Consider the following 16,687-nt stretch of genomic DNA (forward strand, 5'->3'; position numbering starts at 1 on the left):
CCCTGATCCGATCCCTGCTGTCGCATGACCTGCCGCGCAGCCGCGTGCTGGCGGCGCTGCTGCTGCTGACCGTGCTCGGACTCGCGCTGGCGCCGTTCGTGTTTCCCGGCACCCGGGCGCTCAACGTGGCGGCCAAGATCCTCGTGTTCATCGTGCTCGTCGGCAGCTACGACCTGCTGCTCGGCTACACCGGCATCGTCAGCTTCGCGCACACGATGTTCTTCGGCATCGGCGCCTACGGCGTCGCCATCGCGAGCTCCCGGATGGAACCGGGCTTCGCCGCGCTCGTCGTCGGCATCGGCGGCGCACTGGTGCTGTCGCTGCTGCTCGCGCTGGTCATCGGTCTGTTCTCGCTGCGTGTGAAGGCGATCTTCTTCGCCATGATCACGCTGGCCGTCGCGGCGGCTTTCCAGGGATTGGCCTCGCAACTGTCCGACTTCACCGGCGGCGAGGACGGTCTGAACTTCCGGCTGCCCGAGCTGCTGTCGCCGTCGACCGAATTTCTCGAGGAGCCCGTGCTCGGCGTCTCCGTCGACGGCCGGCTGCTGAGCTACTACCTGCTGTTCGTCGTGACTGTCGTGCTGGTGCTCGCGTTGCTGCGCATCGTCAATTCCCCGTTCGGGCGCGTGCTGCAGGCCATCCGCGACAACGACTTCCGCGCCGAGGCGATCGGCTACCGCCTGGTGACCTACCGCACGCTGTCGACGCTGCTGGCGGCGGTCTTCGCGACCCTCGCGGGCGCCTTGCTGGCGATCTGGCTGCGCTACAACGGGCCGGACACCTCGCTATCCTTCGAGATCATGCTGGACATCCTGCTGATCGTCGTGATCGGCGGCATGGGCACGATCTACGGCGCGGTGATCGGCAGCGCGCTGTTCGTGCTCGCGCAGAGCTACCTGCAGGACCTGATGCGCGTCGGCGCGTCGGCGGTGGAAGGCGTGCCGGTGTTGTCGCAGCTGATCGCGCCGGAGCGCTGGCTGCTGTGGCTGGGCGTGCTGTTCGTGCTGGCCGTGTACCACTTCCCGAACGGACTGGTCGGGCGTCTGCGGCAGGCGGGGAGGGGAACTTGAAGTCGACGTCGAACTACCTGCGCTGCGAAGGCCGCGAGATCCATTACCAGGCCTGGGGCGATCCGGCCGGCGAGCCGGTGATCGCGTGGCATGGCCTGGCCCGCACCGGGCGCGACATGGACGAACTGGCCTCCCACCTGGCGGGGTCAGGTCGTTACTTCGTGGTGTGCCCGGACACCCTCGGAAGAGGGTTGTCGCAATGGAGTCCGGATCCGGACAACGAGTACTGCCTCGCGTTCTATGTGAAGCTGGCGGTGGCGCTCGTCGATCAACTGGGGCTGAAGGAGCTCCACTGGATCGGCACCTCGATGGGCGGCGCGATCGGATTGCTGGCGGCGGCGACATCCTTGCGCGGGCGCATCCGGCGGCTGGTGCTCAACGACATCGGGCCGGAACTCGCGGAACCGGCGATCCAGCGCATCCGCAGCTACGCGGGGGCACCGTCGGCGTTCGACACGGTGACGGCGCTGGAACAGTACTTCCGCCAGATCTATCAGCCCTACGGCTGGATGAGCGACGCGCAGTGGCGCCGGTTGACGGAGACCTCGGTGCGGCGGCTGCCCGACGGGCGCGTGACACCGCATTACGACCCGGCGATGGTGCGCCAGTTCTTCGTCCATCCGGACGATTACAAGCGGTGGACGGAGTGGGACTCGCTGAGCCTGCCGGTGCTGTGCCTGCGCGGCGAGACCTCGGATCTTCTGCTGCCGGAGACGGCCGAGGCGATGCGCGTGCGCGGTCCGCGGGCGGAGGTGGTGACGATCCCGGGCTGCGGCCATGCGCCCGCGCTGAACGTGCCGGAGCACTTCGCGATCGTGCAGCGGTTTCTCGAAATCGGGTGAGCGTGCAGCATGCAAGCGCTCATCGCTTGATCAGCCAGCCCAGCACGCCGCCGAAGACGGTCGTCAGCGTCGACAGGGCCCACTGATGGTTGTCATCAGCAGTGCAGGTGCCGGCGAGCACGACGATGCTGAACCCAACCAAGGTCAACAAGATGACGTTGCTGACCACGAACAGTCCCAGGTCCTTGAATCGACGGACGCGTGCGTCGGCCGAAGGCTCTGGCGAGCTGAAGGTGCCCGAGAATGTGACCCCAGGCGCTTGCAGTGCATCAGCAGCCAATGAACTCCTCCTTCAGCGTCGACCGTTGATCCGCGCTGACGACACCGACTGCGTGGCCGTTGCGAACCGCGCTGCGGGCCATCAGGAAGAGAGACACCGCTCGCGCAAGAAACTCGGGGAAGCTGAGACTGTCCGCGGCATAGATGCGCTCCAGCGCACGGTGCTGGTCGTCAGGCATGTCCAATTGAAAACGCACGGTCATTCACGACTCCTTCGTCGGGCACCCGGACATCGGATGCGGATCGAAAGTGGAGCACGCATACGCCGTTCAACGCCAGTTCCGCGACGGGGGATTCCTGCAAGCTTTGCGCGCGATCAAAGACCCTCGAAATAACGAGCGTTCCCTCGTTGTGGCGACGCCTCGTCCCTCGTGGGAGGGATCCCTCGCGGGGGTCAGTCGTTGAGCTGCGGCAGATCCAGCCAGCGCGCCAGCCGGCGGCGCAGCGTCAGGAAGTCGAGCGGCTTGGTCAGGTGCTCGTCCATGCCGGCCTTCAGGCTGTCCGCGACGTCGCTGTCCAGCGCGTGCGCCGTCAGCGCCAGGATCGGGAAACGGGGCAGCCGTCCCTGCGCCTGCTGCTCCCGCAGCCGGCGCGCACATTCCAGGCCGTCCATGCCCGGCATCTGGATGTCCATCAGCACGAGGCTCGGCGCCGCCTGTTCGCAGAGGTCCAGCGCTTCCTGGCCGTTGCGCGCGAGTTGCGTCTTCAGTCCCATCAGCGCCAGGAATTCCAGCGCGACGACCTGGTTGATCGGGTTGTCCTCGACCAGCAGCACGAAGGGCTCGCCGGGCGCCGGACGCTGGCCGGACACGGAGGCGTCGGCCATCGACGACGGGGGCGAGGGCTTCGCGGACGCGTCCGAGGTCATCAAGACCAGCGTGGTCTCGGGGATCTCGTGAGTGGAATGGCCGTCGTTTCTGTCCATGTCGCTTGTCGCCCGCGATCCGATCGGGATGCGGGTAATCCCTAGGTATATCGTCCGCCGTTCGGGTGGAACCGGGGACCGGTGTTGCTCGGCGACGACGGGGTCCATTGTTGCCGCAGCCCCCGGAGACTAGCAAGTGTGCGGAAGTCATCATTCGGAGGCCTTGACAAGAGGTAGGGGAAGGCTTGCTGAGCGGTTGCCTGCTTGCATTTGCTTACCACCATGTCGTCACGGACGTCAGGCGCGCCGGCTTGGCCGCTGCTGCCACTTCGTGGCACCTCCGCTCCCTAGAATCATCGCCCACTGCCTGTTCCGAGGCTCCAAGGCCCACACCACATGTCCGATTCCGATATCCGCATCCGGGGCGCCCGCCAGCACAACCTCAAGAACCTCGACCTGGACATCCGCACAGGGGAATTGACGGTGGTCACCGGGCCCAGCGGGTCGGGCAAGTCCAGCCTGGTCTTCGACACGCTGTATGCCGAGGGCCAGCGCCGCTACGTCGAGACCTTCTCCGCCTACGCGCGCCAGTTCCTGGACCGCATGGACCGGCCGGCGGTCGACAAGGTGGAGGGCGTGCCGCCCGCCATCGCGATCGACCAGACCAACCCGGTCCGCACCAGCCGCTCCACCGTCGGCACGATGACGGAGCTCAACGACCACCTGAAGCTGCTGTTCGCGCGCGGCGCGGACCTGTTCGACCGCGAGACCGCGCTGCCCGTCCGCCACGACTCGCCGCAGACGATCTATGCCGAACTGCTGGCGCGGACGGTGGGCGACGACCCGCGCCTGGTGCTGACCTTCCCGGTCGAGCTGCCCGAGTCGGTCAGCGCGGGCGAGGTCGAGCAGTGGCTGTCCGCCTCCGGCTTCACGCGCGTGCAGTCCGAACGCGTCGTCAACGGGCGCAAGGTGCTGGACGTCGTGGCCGACCGCTTCCGCATCCAGGGCGTCGAGCAGGCGCGGGCGATGGAGGCGATCGAGCTGGCGCTCAAGCGCGGCAGCGGCCGCCTGACGGTCCATGTGCTCAGCGCGGTGGAGGGCGTCGAGCCGACGCTGTGGCGCTACTCGACCGGCCTGCATTGCCCGGAGAGCGACATCCGCTACGCCGATCCGCAGCCGGCGCTGTTCTCGTTCAACTCGGCGATGGGCGCGTGCGAGACCTGCCGCGGCTTCGGCCGGGTGATCGGCGTGGACCTGGGCCTGGTCATCCCCGACGAGCGCAAGACGCTGCGCGGCGGCGCGATCAAGCCGATGCAGACGCCGGCCTGGAAGGAAAGCCAGGACGACATGCTGAAGTACGCCGGCGATGCGGGCATCCCGCGCGACACCGCCTGGAACCAGATGACGCAGGCCCAGCGCGACTGGGTCATCGACGGCAGCCCGAACTGGAACGGCAACTGGAACAAGCAGTGGTACGGCGTGAGCCGCTTCTTCGAGTACCTGGAGAGCAAGGCCTACAAGATGCACATCCGGGTGCTGCTGTCGAAGTACCGCAGCTACACCGAGTGCCCGACCTGCCGCGGCGCGCGGCTCAAGACCGAGGCGCTGCTGTGGCGCGTCGGCTCGAAGGCGCTGGCCGACGCGGCGCTCCCGCCCGACCTGCGTTTCATGCCCGAGGGCGTGAAGTGGAACCGCGTCCAGCTCGAGGCGCTGCCGGGCCTGTCCGTCCATGACCTGATGCAGCTGCCGATCCATCGGCTCAGACGCTTCATGGACGAGCTGCAGCTGCCGGGCTCGCTGCTCGACGAGGCGCTCAAGCTGCTGCTCGACGAGATCCGCAACCGGCTCAAGTACCTCGTCGACGTCGGCATCGGTTACCTGACGCTGGACCGGCAGAGCCGCACGCTGTCCGGCGGCGAGGTGCAGCGGATCAACCTGACGACGGCGCTCGGCACCTCGCTGGTCAACACGCTGTTCGTGCTGGACGAGCCCAGCATCGGCCTGCACCCGCGCGACATGAACCGCATCGTCGAGGCGATGCAGCGGCTGCGCGACGCGGGCAACACGCTGGTCGTCGTCGAGCACGACCCCGCCGTGATGCTGGCGGCCGACCGGCTCATCGACATGGGCCCGGGCCCGGGCCAGCAGGGCGGGCAGATCGTCTTCGACGGCACGCCCGCGCAGATCCGTTCGGCCGATACGCTGACCGGCGCCTACCTGGGCGCGCGCAAACACGTGGGCATGGGCCTCAAGCGCGTCGTCGAGGAGAGCACGCCGCGCCTGATCCTCGAAGGCGCGCGCGAGCACAACCTCAAGAACGTCAGCGTCGAGTTCCCGCTGCAGCGCATGGTCACCGTGACCGGCGTGTCGGGCTCGGGCAAGAGCACGCTGATGCAGGACGTGCTGTATCCGGCGCTGGCGCGCTGGTTCGGCCAGGCCACCGAGACACCCGGCCAGCACGACCGGCTGCTGGGCGCGGACTGGCTGGCCGACGCGGTCTTCGTCGACCAGTCGCCGATCGGCAAGACGGCGCGCTCGAACCCGGCGAGCTACGTCGGTGTCTTCGACGAGATCCGCAAGCGCTTCGCCGATACGCCGATGGCCAGGGAGCGCAGCTACGGCGCGGGCATGTTCAGCTTCAATGCGGGCGACGGCCGCTGCCCGACCTGCGGCGGCTCGGGCTTCGAGCACGTCGAGATGCAGTTCCTGTCCGACGTCTACCTGCGCTGCCCCGATTGCGACGGCAAGCGCTTCCGCGCCGAGCTGCTCGAGGTCAAGCTCGAGCGCGCCGGCCGCCAGTTGAGCGTGTCGGACGTGCTGGAGCTGACGGTGGCCGAGGCGCTCAACGTCTTCAGCGTCGACCGCGAGGTGCTCAACAAGCTGCAGCCGCTGTCGGACGTCGGGCTCGACTACCTGACGCTGGGGCAGCCGGTGCCGACGCTGTCGGGCGGCGAGGCGCAGCGGCTCAAGCTCGCCGGCTACCTGGCCGAGGCGGCGTCCAAGCCGCGCCAGGCGACGGCGACCAAGGGCACGCTGTTCCTGTTCGACGAGCCGACGACGGGCCTGCATTTCGACGACATCGCCAAGCTGATGCGCGCGATGCGCAAGCTGCTGTCGGCGGGGCACTCGCTGATCCTGATCGAGCACAACCTCGACGTGATCCGCGCGTCGGACTGGGTGATCGACCTCGGCCCCGAGGGCGGCGAGGACGGCGGGCTGGTCGTCGCGACGGGCACGCCCGAGCATCTCAAGGACCATCCGACCTCGCACACCGCGAAGGCCTTGCGCGAATACGCGCTGGAGATGGACCGCGCGCCGGTCAAGGTCTCGGAAGGCCAGCCGCTGCAGTCGCTGCTGCGCCGGCGCCGCCAGGAAGACGAGGTGATCCGCATCGTCAACGCGCGCGAGCACAACCTCAAGTCGGTCGACGTCAGCATCCCGCGCGGCAAGTTCAACGTCGTGACCGGCGTGTCGGGATCGGGCAAGAGCACGCTGGCCTTCGACATCCTGTTCAACGAGGGACAGCGCCGCTACCTGGAATCGCTGAACGCCTATGCGCGCTCGATCGTGCAGCCGGCGGGCCGGCCCGAGGTCGACGCGGTGTGGGGCATCCCGCCGACGGTGGCCATCGAGCAGCGCCTGTCCCGCGGCGGGCGCAAGAGCACGGTCGCGACGACGACCGAGGTCTGGCATTTCCTGCGTCTGCTCTACGTGAAGCTGGGCGTCCAGCATTGCGCGAACGACGGCACGCCGGTGAAACCGCAGAGCGTCGAGGCGATCGCCGCGCAGCTGCTGCGCGACTACAAGGGCGTGCACATCGGGCTGCTCGCGCCGCTGGTGGTCAACCGCAAGGGCGTCTATACCGACCTTGCGAAATGGGCGAAGCAGCGCGGCCACACGCACCTGCGCGTGGACGGCGAGTTCCTGCCGACCAGCCCGTGGCCACGCCTGGACCGTTTCAAGGAGCACAGCATCGAATTGCCGGTCGGCGACATGACGATCACGCCGGAGACCGAGGCGGAGCTGCGCGAGCTGCTGGCCAAGGCGCTGGATCACGGCAAGGGCGTGGTGCACGTGCTGTCGCCGCTGGACGGCCTGCACGAGGCGCTGCGCAGCGGGAAGCCGACGCGCGGCATCGGCGAGCTGCGCGTGTTCTCCACCAAGCGGGCGTGCCCGCAGTGTGGCACCAGCTATCCGGAACTCGATCCGCGGCTGTTCAGCTACAACTCCAAGCACGGCTGGTGCACGACCTGCGTCGGCACGGGCCTGGCGCTGACGCGCGAGCAGCGCAAGGCGCTCGACGACACGCAGCAGGACAAGGACAACCGCGGCCGCGAGCAGAGCTTCCCCGCGGAAGAAGCCGAGATCGAGGACCTCAGCGATGCGCCGTGTCCCGATTGCCACGGCGCGCGCCTGAACCCGGTGGCGCGCGCGGTGAGCTTCGAGCACGAGACGATCGGCACGGTCGCGTCGTGGAGCGTGAAGGACGCCCGCGAGTGGATCGCCGGCCTGGTGCTGACCGGCCGCGACGCGGAGATCGCGCGCGACGTGGTCGTCGAGATCAAGGGCCGTCTGGAGTTCCTGGAGGAAGTGGGACTCGGCTACCTGACGCTGGACCGCGCGGCACCGACCCTGTCGGGCGGCGAGGCGCAGCGCATCCGGCTGGCGGCGCAGCTCGGCAGCAACCTGCAGGGCGTCTGCTACGTGCTGGACGAGCCGACCATCGGTCTGCATCCGCGCGACAACCAGATCCTGCTGAAGGCGCTGGCGACGCTGGGCGACAAGGGCAACACGCTGGTGGTCGTCGAGCACGACGAGGACACGATCCGGCGCGCCGATCACATCATCGACATCGGGCCGGGCGCGGGCAAGCGCGGCGGTCGCGTGATCGCCGAAGGCACGGCGGAGCAGATCGCGAAGAACCCGGATTCGCTCACGGGCCGCTTCCTGTCGAGACCGCTGGTGCACCCGCTGAAGGAGCGCCGCGTCATGGAGACCGAGGCGCCGAAGCTGACGGTGCTCAACGCATCGCTGCACAACCTGCGTGGCGTGACGGTCGACGTGCCGCTGCATCGACTGGTGGCGATCACGGGGGTGTCGGGGTCGGGCAAGTCCACGCTGGCGCGGGACGTGCTGCTGGCCAACATGGCCGCGGCCGTGCCGCTGCGTCGGGCGCCGTCGAAGTGGATCGGCTGCGACGCGATCGAGGGCCACGCGCAGGTCGACCGCGTGCTCGAAGTCGACCAGACGCCGATCGGCAAGACGCCGCGCAGTTGCCCGGCGACCTACATCGGCTTCTGGGACGCGATCCGCAAGCTGTTCGCCGAGACGCTGGAAGCGAAGGCGCGCGGCTACGCGCCGGCCCGCTTCAGCTTCAATACCGGCGAGGGCCGTTGCCCGGGCTGCGAGGGTCAGGGCATGCGCACGATCGCCATGAGCTTCCTGCCGGACGTGAAGGTGCTCTGCGACCAGTGCCACGGACAGCGCTTCAACCCGGAGACGCTGGCGGTGAGCTGGCGCGGCAGGAGCATCGGCGAGGTGCTGCAGATGGAGATCGACGAGGCGGTGGAGTTCTTCGCCGCGATGACCTCCATCTCGCACCCGCTGAAGCTGCTGCAGGACGTGGGGCTGGGCTACCTGACGCTGGGGCAGCCGAGCCCGACGCTGTCGGGCGGCGAGGCGCAGCGGATCAAGCTGGTCTCCGAACTGGTGAAGGTGCGCGACGACGTCACGCGCCGCGGCCAGAAGGCGCCGCACACCTTGTACGTGCTGGACGAGCCGACGGTGGGGCTGCACATGGCGGACGTCGAGAAGCTCATCCGCGTGCTGCACCGGCTGGTCGACGGCGGGCACAGCGTGGTCGTCATCGAGCACGACCTCGACGTGATCGCGGAGGCGGACTGGGTGCTGGACCTCGGGCCGGAAGGCGGCTCGGCGGGCGGGCTCGTGGTCTCGCAAGGACGGCCGGAGACGCTGGTGGCGCAGGGGACGCACACCGGGAAGGCGCTGGAGCCGGTCCTGGCGCGGCGCTGAGGGGCCTCTTGCGGCGCGCCATGCGCGCCATGGAAAACGGCCTCGTGAGAGGCCGTTTTCGTGAGGGTCAAGGGCGGCGTCGCAGCGCCGCCATCAATGCGGCTTGCGCCGCTGCCGCTGCTCGAAGTCGTCGCCGTGATAGACGTTGCCGTCCCAGGTGCCCGAGCGGTGCTTCGCACGGGCGATGGCGTCGAGCGCCGCATCGTGCGCCGCGCGGCGACGGTCGCGGGAATTGAAGCGACCACGCAGGCTGAACCCGTTCATGCGGAGGGCGGTCCGCTTCAACCAGCCACGCCAGGCCAGTTGATGCCGGCGCGGCAAGGCCATGTCGATCGCGAGGAACACGCAGGTCAGCAGACCGAGAGCGGCGAGGACTTTTGCGAACATACGTCGGCGCTGTGAATCACACCTTGCTGGTGTGTAAGCCGACCACTATACGCGAGGCCCCGCGGCCCGTCTGTCAGTCGCGATGCCGTCCGTGGCCGTGACCGTGGTCGCCCCGATCACCCCGATCGCCCCGGTCTCCACGATCCCAGCCGCCGCGGTCGCCACCGCGATGGTCATCCCGGCGCTCGTCCCAGCGACGACCTTCCCAGCCGCGGCGGTCGTCACGATGGTCGTGCCAGTCCCGGCGGCCGTCCCAATGGTCGCGGCGCGGCGGATCCCACCGCGGCGGGGGCGGCGCGTACACCGGCATCGGATGCACATGCGGGCGGCCGTAGTACGCCGGCGCATAGGCGCGGGAGTACCAGTCCTCCCGCACGAAGTACACCTGCCGGCCGCAGGCCCCGTAGTAGCCGCAATGGCGCGCCCAGGAGCGGTAATGCCCCGGCGGCACGCGCAGGTAGAGCGGCGGGGCGGGCGCGTAGACGCGCTCGATCATCATCGGCTGCGCGTACACCACGTCGGGACGGACGTTGCCCACATCGATCCGGCCGTAGAAGCCCGGCTGCCCGACGCTGATGGACACGCCCACGTCGCCCGCGAAGGCCACCGGCGCGGCCAGCGCGCCAGCCGTCAGCGCCACGGCGCCGAGGATGCGTTGAATCAGGTGCTTCATCGAATGCCTCTCTTTGGTGCTTTCCGTTCGTCTTGCGACCATCCCCCCTGCCGGAGGTCATGGGCAAAGCGTCCGGAAAGGGCCTGCCTAGGGAAAGTATGGACAGTTAACGCGCGCTTGACGGATGCGGTGGACATCGCAGCGGTAAGCAGTTGTTGAGGGCGTCCCTAGAATCCCGCGTCCCTGCCGAACCTGCGGGGCGTGGAGCAACGATTGAAGCAATGGATCCTGACTTCCCTGGTGCTGGCGACCCTGGCCACGGGACTGGGTGCGAGCGAAGGCTCGCTGGCACAGACCACCCCGGCATCCTCGGCCGCGCCCGTGGCCGTGACCAACCGGCCGCTGACGCTGGAACAGCTGTTCCGCGCCGAGCCCTATCGCGGCGAGTCCGCCAAGGACGCGAAGTTCAGCGCGAGCGGCCGTTACGTCGCTTACCTGTGGAACCCGTTCGGGGAACCCGGCAGTGACCTGTACGTGCATGACACGCAGACGGGCAAGACGCTGCGCCTGACGTCGCCGACGCTGATGGCGGCGGTGGAGACGCCCGAGAACCTGGACCGCTACGCGAAGAAGCTCAAGCAGAAGCGCGACGAACTGGCCGAGCGCCAGGCGCGCGAGGAGGCGCAGGCCGCCTACCTGCGCGGCGAGGCGGTCGACCTCGAGCAATGGGAGCGCAAGGCCATCGAGGAGCTGAAGGTCGAGCTGGCCGAGCGCAAGGCCCGCGACGAGGCCCGCAAGGTCGCCGAGAAGGCCGCGTGGGGCGACGCCGCGGTCGCGGCCGCCGCACCCGCCTCCGGCGCTTCTGCGCCCGAGGCGAAGAAGCCGGCCAAGGATCCCAAGGACATGGCGCTCTGGGAGCTCCGCGACGAGTTGAAGAAGAAGCGCGAGCGCGAGAAGCTCAAGCCCGAGGACCTGTACCCCGGCGTGGCGCAGTTCGTGTGGGCGTCCAAGGGCGAGGAACTCGTCCTGGCCTACCGCGGCCAGCTGCTGCGCTGGAAGGCCGGCAGCGAGCGCGCCGAGCCGCTGCTCGCGACCGGCCGTACGCTCAAGCCGGTGGCCTATGCGCCGGACGACCAGTTCCTGATCGTCCAGGACGAGACCCGCGTGCTGCGCGTGCGTCTGGCCACGGCCGGCATCGAGGTGATCAACCGCGAGCTGTTCAACCCCGACGACGAGGACCGCAAGTTCAAGATCGCCCAGACCGCGATGAGCGAGGACGGCCGCTGGATGGCGCTGGTCGCCAATGCGCCGCTGGTCGGCGCCGACGGCAAGCCGCTGCCCAAGCCGGGCCGGCAGGTCGAGATCATGAACTTCAACGACCGTTGGGCGACCGCGAAGAAGGTCGACCGCGAGGTCTCCGACGACAAGCGTGGCGTGCCCTCGATGGCGATCTACGTGCGCAAGGTGCCGACACCCGGCGCCGCGCCGGAACGCCAGCCGCAGCCGGTGTTCACGCATCCGGGCGGCGACAGCTGGTTCGAGATCTCGCCGGTCGTGTGGGCCCGCGACGGCAGCTACTACGCGTTCACGACCTTCGAGCGGGAGAAGGACCAGTTCCGCGTCTACCTCGGCAAGCCGGGCGACGCGAAGCCGGAGATGGTGCTGGAGCGTCGCGCGCCGATCCACCACGAGCTGGTCAACGTGATGACGCCGTCGTTCACGCCGGACTCGAAGCAGCTGGTGCTGATCCTGGCGGACAACGGCTGGCGCCAGCCCTACGCGATGAGCCTGGCGGCCGGCGCGGACCGCTCGGTGAAGCCGCTGCTGACCGGCGAGTTCGAGGCCTTCCAGGTGCTCGGCTTCACGCCGGATGCGAAGACGATGTTTGTCGTGGCCAACAAGGACGACTACGCGGCGATGAACGTCTGGCGCGTCGACCTGAAGGACGGCCGCATGACGGCGCTGGGCCGCTCGCCGGACTACCACCGCAACGCGGTCGTGGCGCGCAACGGCCAGTGGGCCGCGGCGGTGGCCGGCAACTGGGCCGAGCGTCCGGAGCTCAAGCTGCTCAAGGGCCAGGCGAGTGCAGCCGGCGCGGAAGCGGGCAAGCTGCTCACGCAGAGCCACGATCCCGCCTGGGCGCAGGTCGACGTGCTGCGGCCAGAGCGCTTCAGCTTCAAGAACCGCCATGGCGACACCATCCCCGCCTACGTCTTCAAGCCGCTGGGCTGGGCACCAAGCGACAAGCGCGCGGCGATCGTCTACACCTACGGCGGCCCCCTCAACGACCGCCATTCGGTCGAGACCGACAGCTTCCAGCCGACCGGCTACGTCTTCGCGATGTACATGGCGGCCAAGCACGGCTACGTCACGGTGACGGTGGACCCGCGCGGCCACTCCAACTACGGCGAGAAGTTCGCCGACGCCAACTGGGAGAAGCCGGGCGCGCCGCAGACCGAAGACCTCGAGGACCTGGCCGCCTACATGAAGGCCAACCTGGGCGTCGACGGCGCGCGCATCGGCCTGAACGGCTGGAGCTTCGGCGGCTTCCAGACCCAGTACACGATGTACACGAAGCCCGACCTGTTCGCGGCCGGCATCGCGGGCGCAGGCCCGACGGAATGGGAGAACTACAACAGCTGGTACAGCGGACGCACCATCGGCAAGGTCGACCGGACCAAGCCCGTGCTGCGCAAATACTCGCTGCTGCCGCTGGCGAAGAACCTCAAGAAACCGCTGCTGCTGGTGCACGGGATGCAGGACCCCAACGTCCTCTACCAGGACACCGTCAACGTGTACCGCGCGCTGCTGGAATCAGGCAAGGAAGGACTCGTGGAACTCTTCCTGGATCCGGACGGCGAGCACGCGCTCGGCGGCGCGGTGAAGGCCGTGGGCTGGCATCGGAAGTACGAGCAGTTCTGGTTGCGGAACCTGGGGGCGGCGCAGCAGAAGTGATGCCGTAGCGGGCGGCGGGTCGACGCCTACCTGCAGAGGGCGGGGCGTTGGCCGCCAGGTCGCAGGGCCTTGGCGGCCAGCGCCAAAACCCTGCGACCTGCCGTCCCCCATCAGCCCCGCACTTCATCGGTTTTGCTACCGAGGACTGCGGGGCTTGTCGTTTCTTGGGCTCAGGGCGCCGCGATGACCGTCTTCACGCGTTCGCCGACCTTCGGCAGCGCTTCACCGCCGTAGCGGCCGTTGAGCAGCTTCAACTGCGCCTCGCTGATCACCGAGGTCTTCGCCATCTCGGCGAAGCCGCCGGCCGGGTAGGGCTGCAGTGCGACCTTCCAGGGCCTGGCCAACTTCTTGTCATCGGCGGTCAGCGCGCGGAAGCTCTCCTCCGCCTGCGTGAGCGCGGCTCGCCGCGCCTGCAAGGACTGGCCGTCCTTCGACGCATAGACCAGCGCGTACACCGCGCCCTTGGCGCTCGTGATCAGCGTGATCTCGGCATTGCCGCGCTGGCCCTGCGCGTTCTTGCGCACGCCGCTGAAGTGCGTGGCCTTCAGGCCGTTGATCGTCTTCGCGTCGGTGCGGCCTTGCTCCGCGCCCCAGCGGCGCAGGATGTCGTCGTGCACCGTGCCGGCCTTCTCCGGCACCGGCTGCAGGATCAGCGCCGCATCGCGCTGCGGACTCATCACCGTCAGCGTCTCGCTGCCGTTCTGCAGCGCCCAGCCCGTGGGCGCGGTCAACGCGATGTCGAGCGTCGGATGCAGGAACTGCTGGCCACGCACCAGCCCTTGCGACGGGCTGTCGCCGAAGACCATGCCGTCGATCGCCTGCAGGAAGGCCGCGCGGTTCTCGTCGACCGGCTGGTCGCCGGTCAGCTGCGCCGCCTCGTCGCGGATGCGCTGCAGGCGCTGCTCGTTGCTCGGGTGCGAGGCCAGCCAGCTGTTGCCGCTCTGCGGCTGCTTGCCTTGTGCCTTGGCCTGGTCGGCCGCGAACTGTTCCTGGTCCTTCAGGACCTGGATCACGTCGACCATGTGCTTGGGGTCGTAGCGGTTGCGCGCGAGGTACTCGGCGCCGAGTTGGTCGGCCTGCAGTTCCTGTTCGCGGCTGTACGACGCGACGTAGCCCGCTGCGGCGTTCTGCGAGACCTGACCCGCGATGTCCGTGGCGCCGCTGACGCCGCGCGATTCGAGGACCGCGCCGAGCACCGTCGCCGCCAGCACGCCGATGCCGGCGTTCTGCTGGCGCGTCGCGCGCTGCGCGCCGTGCCGCGCGGTGACGTGGCCGATCTCGTGCCCCATGACGCCGGCGAGGTCGGCCTCGTTCTCCATGTACGCGAGGATGCCCCGCGTGACGTAGACATAGCCGCCCGGCAGCGCGAAGGCGTTGACCTCCGGACTGTCGAGGACGGTGAAGTGCCACTCGAGTTCCGCCCGGTGCGACTGCGCCGCCAGCTTGTTGCCCAGCGCGGTGACGTAGGCCTGCAGCTTCGGGTCGTCGACGACCGAATACTCCTTGAGCACGTCCTGATGCGCCTGACGGCCTGTCGCGACTTCCTGCTGCGGGCTCATCGCGCTGCGTTCGGTGCGGCCGGTGACCGGATTGACGACGTTGGTGCCGCAGCCGGCGATCGTCAGCAAGGCGGCGGTGGCCAGCACCGCGAACGGGAAGTTGCGCTTCATCGGAATCGGCGGCGAAAGAGGAAAAGATCGCCCGGCCGGTGGACCGGGCAGGAGGTCAGGTGCTCTCGCGTTCAGGTGCGCTGGCGTTCGGGCGATCAGGCGCTCACTCGGCCTGCGTGCGCAGCGTCCACAGCGTCAGCACGCCTTCCGGCACCTCGCGGCTGAGCGCGTCGCGCCAGTGCAGGTCGGTGAGCTTTTCCTGGTCCTCGGCGCTGAGCTGGCTCTCGTCGCCGCCCAGCAGCGCGATCGGCGCCAGCGCCGCGGCCGTCTTGACGTGGTCGAACAGCGGCGTCCAGGCCTCGCCGTCCTGGTCGACGCCGATCATGAAGCCGGTGCACCAGTCCTCGGCGTCCACCAGCTGCTGTTCGCCTTCCTCGGCGACGCTGAAGATCGGCTCCCATTCGTCCTGCTTGGACGTCCACTGCACCGACAGGCTGTGCACGTGGCGCAGCAGCAGCAGGGCGATCTTCTTGCGCTGCTTGCCGCTCGGGAAAGGATCGCCGCCGCCCCACACCGGGCTCATCCATTCGGCGCCGGGCTTGGCGCTCAGCGGCAGCGGGCTCAGCAGCTGCGCGCTGAGGTAGCCGTCCAGCGCCTCGATGTTCATCGCGGCGTCGTTGTCCAGCTCGGACAGGAAGTCGTCCAGGTCCGACAGCTCGTCGTCGGTCAGCGGGGTGTAGAGCGCCTTGTCGGGCTGGTACTGCGGAAAGTCCATGTCGGATCCTGGAGAGTCGGGCGAGGGGCGGCGAGAAGTGGCGAGGGGGCGGCGAACGGGCGGCGAGGTCAGCCGTGGCGGCCGTGACGGCTCTTGGGCTTGCGGCCGTCCATGTCGGTCAGCTGCGTCTTGAGCAGCGCCATCAGCACGCGGGCGTTGGCCTCGGTCATGACGAGCAGGGTGCTGGGCTCGATGCCGTCGACCGGCTCGCGTTCCTTGACGAGGGCGTCCAGCTTGAAGGTCACCAGGCCGCTGGTGGTCGAATTCGTGGCGGCCTTGAACTTCTGGACTTCGATGTGATGCGTCTTCATGGGCGTCATTCTCGGCGATGACGCAGGCGCTGGAAACCGGTGACCACCGCCACGATGACGATGCCGGCCAGGATGCCGGCGATGGCGTCGCCCAGCACCTCGACGATCGTGCGCGCGAAGCCGCTCACGCCCAAGCCTTCGACGACGTGCTGGATCGCGTGGTGCAGGAAGGGCGCGCCATGCGTCAGGATGCCGCCGCCGACCAGGAACATCGCCGCCGTGCCCGCCACCGACAGCGCCTTCATCAGCCATGGCGCCAGCCACAGCAGGCCGCGGCCCAGCGCCTGCTGCCAGGCGGCGGCCTTGCGGCTCAGCCACAGGCCGGCGTCGTCCAGCTTCACGATGCCGGCGACCAGGCCGTAGACGCCGATCGTCATCACGATGGCGATCCCGGACAGCACCAGCAGCCGCGTCGTGAACGTTGCGTCCGCGACCGTGCCGAGCGTGATCGCGATGATCTCGGCGGACAGGATGAAGTCGGTGCGGATCGCGCCCTTGACCTTGTCGCGCTCCAGCGCGGCGAGGTCGATGGCCGGGTTCTTGACCGCCTCGGACAGCGCCGCCTCGTGGGCGTCGTCCTCGGCGGTGTGCAGCCACTTGTGGGCGAGCTTCTCGACGCCTTCGAAGCAGAGGTAGGCGCCGCCGATCATCAGCAGCGGCGTGACCAGCCAGGGCGCCCAGGCGCTGATCGCCAGCGCGGCCGGGACCAGGATGGCCTTGTTGAGCATCGAGCCCTTGAAGACGCCCCAGACCACCGGCAGTTCACGATCGGCGCTGACGCCGGTGACCTGCTGCGCATTGAGCGCCAGGTCGTCGCCGAGCACGCCGGACGTCTTCTTGGCGGCCATCTTGGAGAGCAGGGCCACGTCGTCCAGGACCGTGGTGATGTCGTCGAGCAGTGCAAGCAGGCTGGAGGCCATGGCGGAAGAGTCCGTTCCCTGAAAGTG

At 68.7% G+C, this 16,687-nt stretch carries 13 protein-coding genes; 4 read left to right on the plus strand and 9 right to left on the minus strand.

Going from position 1 to position 16,687, the window contains the following annotated elements; genetic code table 11:
• The first annotated feature begins 2 nt into the window (after positions 1-2).
• Both AC1VNM_RS26605 and AC1VNM_RS26610 read left to right on the plus strand, forming a co-directional pair.
• The gene (locus AC1VNM_RS26605) at positions 3-1,070 is read left to right on the plus strand and encodes a branched-chain amino acid ABC transporter permease (protein WP_483109336.1); all 1,068 of its coding nucleotides are present in this window, start codon (positions 3-5) and stop codon (positions 1,068-1,070) included.
• On the plus strand, positions 1,067-1,912 hold the full coding sequence (locus tag AC1VNM_RS26610; protein ID WP_483108909.1) for an alpha/beta fold hydrolase: 846 nt from the start codon (positions 1,067-1,069) through the stop codon (positions 1,910-1,912). Before AC1VNM_RS26605 ends, AC1VNM_RS26610 begins: the two co-directional genes overlap by 4 nt.
• A gap of 19 nt (positions 1,913-1,931) precedes the next feature.
• Here the strand turns inward: AC1VNM_RS26610 and AC1VNM_RS26615 are convergent, their stop codons facing one another.
• From AC1VNM_RS26615 to AC1VNM_RS26625, 3 genes are all read right to left on the minus strand, one after another.
• The gene (locus tag AC1VNM_RS26615) at positions 1,932-2,192 is read right to left on the minus strand and encodes a hypothetical protein (protein ID WP_483108910.1); all 261 of its coding nucleotides are present in this window, start codon (positions 2,190-2,192) and stop codon (positions 1,932-1,934) included.
• On the minus strand, positions 2,182-2,394 hold the full coding sequence (locus tag AC1VNM_RS26620; RefSeq protein WP_483108911.1) for a hypothetical protein: 213 nt from the start codon (positions 2,392-2,394) through the stop codon (positions 2,182-2,184). The genes AC1VNM_RS26615 and AC1VNM_RS26620 overlap by 11 nt, the downstream gene beginning before the upstream one ends.
• 191 nt (positions 2,395-2,585) lie before the next feature.
• Positions 2,586-3,116: a response regulator gene (locus AC1VNM_RS26625; RefSeq protein WP_377157548.1), complete on the minus strand. Its 531-nt coding sequence runs from the start codon at positions 3,114-3,116 to the stop codon at positions 2,586-2,588.
• Positions 3,117-3,452: 336 nt separating this feature from the next.
• On the opposite strand from AC1VNM_RS26625, the gene uvrA reads away from it, so the two are divergent.
• On the plus strand, positions 3,453-9,089 hold the full coding sequence (gene uvrA, locus AC1VNM_RS26630) for an excinuclease ABC subunit UvrA (RefSeq protein ID WP_483108912.1): 5,637 nt from the start codon (positions 3,453-3,455) through the stop codon (positions 9,087-9,089).
• Between the two features lie 93 nt (positions 9,090-9,182).
• Here uvrA and AC1VNM_RS26635 read toward each other — a convergent pair whose 3' ends face one another.
• Positions 9,183-9,476: a hypothetical protein gene (locus tag AC1VNM_RS26635; protein WP_377157546.1), complete on the minus strand. Its 294-nt coding sequence runs from the start codon at positions 9,474-9,476 to the stop codon at positions 9,183-9,185.
• 73 nt (positions 9,477-9,549) lie between these two features.
• Entirely contained in the window at positions 9,550-10,149 is a 600-nt protein-coding gene (locus AC1VNM_RS26640) for a hypothetical protein (protein ID WP_483108913.1), read from the minus strand.
• Between the two features lie 213 nt (positions 10,150-10,362).
• On the opposite strand from AC1VNM_RS26640, the gene AC1VNM_RS26645 reads away from it, so the two are divergent.
• Entirely contained in the window at positions 10,363-13,044 is a 2,682-nt protein-coding gene (locus AC1VNM_RS26645) for a S9 family peptidase (RefSeq protein ID WP_483108914.1), read from the plus strand.
• A gap of 170 nt (positions 13,045-13,214) precedes the next feature.
• On the opposite strand, the gene AC1VNM_RS26650 is transcribed toward AC1VNM_RS26645, so the two are convergent.
• From AC1VNM_RS26650 to AC1VNM_RS26665, 4 genes are all read right to left on the minus strand, one after another.
• Positions 13,215-14,714 (minus strand): M48 family metalloprotease, encoded by a 1,500-nt coding sequence (locus AC1VNM_RS26650; RefSeq protein WP_483108915.1) that lies wholly within the window; start codon positions 14,712-14,714, stop codon positions 13,215-13,217.
• Between the two features lie 103 nt (positions 14,715-14,817).
• A complete protein-coding gene (locus AC1VNM_RS26655) occupies positions 14,818-15,429 on the minus strand; it encodes a UPF0149 family protein (RefSeq protein WP_377157538.1) in 612 nt (203 codons plus the stop codon).
• A gap of 68 nt (positions 15,430-15,497) precedes the next feature.
• Entirely contained in the window at positions 15,498-15,740 is a 243-nt protein-coding gene (locus AC1VNM_RS26660) for a hypothetical protein (protein WP_377157536.1), read from the minus strand.
• A gap of 5 nt (positions 15,741-15,745) precedes the next feature.
• A complete protein-coding gene (locus AC1VNM_RS26665) occupies positions 15,746-16,660 on the minus strand; it encodes a DUF808 domain-containing protein (protein ID WP_377157535.1) in 915 nt (304 codons plus the stop codon).
• Positions 16,661-16,687 lie beyond the last annotated feature (27 nt).

The organism is Mitsuaria sp. MSU3D, assembly GCF_056867975.1.

Coding starts and splice junctions, on each gene's coding strand:
- AC1VNM_RS26665 (WP_377157535.1), bottom strand. CDS start 16,660: ATGGCCTCCAGCCTGCTTGCACTGCTCGACGACATCACCACGGTCCTG.
- AC1VNM_RS26625 (WP_377157548.1), bottom strand. CDS start 3,116: ATGGACAGAAACGACGGCCATTCCACTCACGAGATCCCCGAGACCACG.
- AC1VNM_RS26620 (WP_483108911.1), bottom strand. CDS start 2,394: ATGACCGTGCGTTTTCAATTGGACATGCCTGACGACCAGCACCGTGCG.
- AC1VNM_RS26660 (WP_377157536.1), bottom strand. CDS start 15,740: ATGAAGACGCATCACATCGAAGTCCAGAAGTTCAAGGCCGCCACGAAT.
- AC1VNM_RS26655 (WP_377157538.1), bottom strand. CDS start 15,429: ATGGACTTTCCGCAGTACCAGCCCGACAAGGCGCTCTACACCCCGCTG.
- AC1VNM_RS26650 (WP_483108915.1), bottom strand. CDS start 14,714: ATGAAGCGCAACTTCCCGTTCGCGGTGCTGGCCACCGCCGCCTTGCTG.
- AC1VNM_RS26640 (WP_483108913.1), bottom strand. CDS start 10,149: ATGAAGCACCTGATTCAACGCATCCTCGGCGCCGTGGCGCTGACGGCT.
- uvrA (WP_483108912.1), top strand. CDS start 3,453: ATGTCCGATTCCGATATCCGCATCCGGGGCGCCCGCCAGCACAACCTC.
- AC1VNM_RS26635 (WP_377157546.1), bottom strand. CDS start 9,476: ATGTTCGCAAAAGTCCTCGCCGCTCTCGGTCTGCTGACCTGCGTGTTC.